2 protein-coding genes are annotated in these 1,869 nt (G+C 71.6%); both read right to left on the bottom strand.

Annotated elements, in window-relative coordinates; translation table 11 throughout:
• Positions 1-136 precede the first annotated feature (136 nt).
• Entirely contained in the window at positions 137-853 is a 717-nt protein-coding gene (locus Asi02nite_RS41130; protein ID WP_239127734.1) for a nucleotidyltransferase domain-containing protein, read from the bottom strand.
• Positions 854-984: 131 nt separating this feature from the next.
• Positions 985-1,449, bottom strand: coding sequence for a nitroreductase family deazaflavin-dependent oxidoreductase (locus tag Asi02nite_RS41125; protein WP_203719463.1), 465 nt, complete (start codon positions 1,447-1,449; stop codon positions 985-987).
• Between the last annotated feature and the right edge of the window lie 420 nt (positions 1,450-1,869).

Below are 1,869 nucleotides of genomic sequence, written 5' to 3'. Positions count from 1 at the left end.
TTCGGCTTGCCGCTGACCAACGGCAACGAGGGGTTCTGGAGGCCGAACTATGCCGCTTATCCGCCGACGGCCTCCGGCGGAGGCGACCGAGCCCGCGGCGGCCGGCGCAAGGTCTTTGGCGGCAGCCTTCGTCGGGTTATCGGTCGAACAGATCGCTGACCGTGCCGTCTACCGGGCGGCCGCGGTCGGCGAGGTCCGTTGCCTGGTCGCGGAGGATGACGCCCAGTTCGGTCAGGTCCGCCCCCGCCACCCCGGTCCGGCGGACCGCGTCGGCGCCATTCCGGAAATAGGTGCGGGCGAGCAGGCCGATCACCGTCGCCGCAGCCAGCCGCGCCTCGGCGAGCATGACCAGGGCGACCTCGCTCTCGTACCAGGCGGCCAGCCGGGTCGCTCGCGCGTGTGCCGACGCTCCGCGGCACCAGGCCTCGCGAGCCAGCGCCGTGAACTCGGCGTTGCGTGCCTCCGCCAGCCGGCCCAGGTGCACGTCGCGGAGTTGTTCCAGCCAACCCGACGGGTCGTGGATCGGCTTCGTGGTCACGTAGCGGTCCGCCGCCAGTGGCCAGGAGGTCGACAGGGTGCGGGCGTGCCGCAGGTACTCGTCGGCGCCGACGACGCCCAGGTCGACCAGGACGCCGTCGATGCGGCGGGCGACGGGGCGTGGGCCGGCGCCCTGTCGGTACGTGACGACGACCAGGTCGACGTCGCTGGTGTCGGAGTCGTCGCCGTGCGCGAGCGAACCGTGCACGCCGATCGCGAGGATGTCGGCGGGATACCGCCGGCGCGCCGCGTCAGCGACCAGCTCGGCCACCACCCAGCGCGGGTTCGCGAGGTAGGGATTCGGCTCGTCGCTCACGGCCGTCATTCTGGTCCCTCAGGTGGGACCGATCCAGTGGATGAATGTCATGCGGCCATGGTGGGTGCGCTCCCACCTCGACGCTCGTCTCTGCCGGCGCGATGGCACGATGCCGGGACCATCGGAAAAGGTCAGACCTTCTCCAGGCGGAAAAGATGAATTCGACGACCTTCGGCCCGCCTCTGGTACGCCGTGTAGCCCGGCCACACCGCGACCGCCCGGGCCCACTGCTGCGCGCGTTCCTCACCGTCGAGCAGGCGGGCCCGCACGGGCACCGCCACGCCGCCGAGGGTGAGTGTCGCGGCGGGGTCGGCCAGGAGATTCAGCGCCCAGGCCGGTTGAGCGGGCCGGCCCCAGTTGGAGCCGATCACCACGTACCCGTCGCCGTCGGGCAGGCAGAGCAGCGGACTGTCGCGCCGCTGCCCGCTGCGGCGCCCGCGGGTGGTGAGCAGCGCCGACGGAATCAGGCCGAGGGCGACCACCCGCCCGCGGGTGACCCGGCTGACGACCCGATCCAGAGGTACGAGCAACGGACCCACCGAGGAGAGAAACCGCGTAGGCCCAAGGCGGCGGGCGGCGGCCCGAAAGATCGACATCCGCACATTCTGCGGGTGCCGAACGCCGACGGGGAGGGGCCGTACGCCCGAGGCCGAAGAAAGGGATGTCGCGAAGTCAGCGCCATCCCGATCGGCCTCGGACGGGCCCGACGACCCGCGCAGGAATCGCCTACGAGGCCGATGTCCGACGACCTCTCGGTTCGATGCGCGGGCAATGGGTCAGGCGCAGCCCAGTTCGGCGGCGGCATTTCGGTTTGCCGCGGTGCTGCGGGTTGGGGCGCAGCACCGTGGTGGCTGCATTCGGGTTTATGGCCTGTGGTGGTGGCGTCGGTTCGTGCGTGGTCCGACCTCCCGGCGACGCCGGCCAGACGAACGCCGTCGTCCGGCGGCGGCTCCGTCCGACCACGAGCAGCGTGGGGCCGGATACAGGAACCTGTATCCGACCCCACCTGCGCACTA

Source organism: Asanoa siamensis (assembly GCF_016862555.1).
Lineage (GTDB): Bacteria > Actinomycetota > Actinomycetes > Mycobacteriales > Micromonosporaceae > Asanoa > Asanoa siamensis.
The sequence above is the reverse complement of the archived record's forward strand: the minus strand, read 5'-3'. Positions and strand labels throughout refer to the sequence as shown.

Excerpts from the sequence above, each read along its gene's own strand:
- Asi02nite_RS41125 (WP_203719463.1), bottom strand. The coding sequence starts at position 1,449 with ATGTCGATCTTTCGGGCCGCCGCCCGCCGCCTTGGGCCTACGCGGTTT.